Origin of the sequence: Spiroplasma sp. ChiS (assembly GCF_002968355.1) — a bacterium.
Classification (GTDB): Bacteria; Bacillota_I; Bacilli_A; order Mycoplasmatales; family Mycoplasmataceae; genus Spiroplasma; species Spiroplasma citri.
The window spans coordinates 1-777 of sequence record NZ_PUUH01000224.1; the positions used below are offsets into that span (position 1 = coordinate 1).

At 27.3% G+C, this 777-nt stretch carries 1 protein-coding gene and 1 pseudogene; both read left to right on the plus strand.

Annotation, left to right across the window (positions count from 1 at the left end; all coding sequences use genetic code 4):
• A pseudogene (locus tag C6B38_RS05905) lies at positions 1–300 on the plus strand (hypothetical protein); the annotation flags it as partial.
• Positions 230–568, plus strand: coding sequence for a single-stranded DNA-binding protein (locus tag C6B38_RS05910; RefSeq protein ID WP_105298979.1), 339 nt, complete (start codon positions 230–232; stop codon positions 566–568). The pseudogene C6B38_RS05905 and the gene C6B38_RS05910, both read left to right, overlap by 71 nt.
• Positions 569–777: the final 209 nt, after the last annotated feature.

The window sequence follows — 777 nt, forward strand, 5'->3', positions numbered from 1 at the left end:
CACATGTGCCAAATGGCGAATTACATGGGAATTTATCGCCAAGATGTTCAGCGTATGATGCGTGAGGTCCAAGAAAACGGTAAATTAGATTTTTTAGATGTCGAACCTAATGAAAAAGAAAATGATACACCTAAAGAATTTAATAAAGAACCTCTTTATAAATCACCTTATAATTTAATCTCAGATGATGTAAAAGTTAATCAAATAATCTATAAAGGAAAAGAAAAAAATGATAAATGAAATACGTTTAATGGGTCATCTTACCCATGATTTAAAAAAGGAATATGTCAAAATCAATAACGAGGAAACAACAGTTGTTAATTTTCAAATCGCGGTTAATTCACATAAAGATAAAGACAAAAATAAAACATTATTTGTTAATTGTGTCGTTTTTCGACAACAAGCGGATAATCTCTTTACCTATTTAGTAAAAGGAGACCGCCTTTATGTTGCAGGTTCGTTATCTATTCAAAAATATAACGACCAAAATGGAAAAGAAAAAAACAGCACGAAAGTGATTGTTTCTAAACTTGTTTTCTTAAATAATAATAAAGAAAAAGACCAATAATTACCTTTTTAAAAAAATATCAATCAAATTAAGGAGTTTTAAAAAATGGCTAACAAACAAAAATGTGAAAAAGAATATCACGAATATTGTCAATGTTGCGGACATTCTTTGGGAATTGATTTAAGTAATAAATATTTAAATTTATTCGGTTCAATATTGGGTTTTATGACTTTTTTTAGTGTTTCAATTTGGTTATTATATTCTATTTT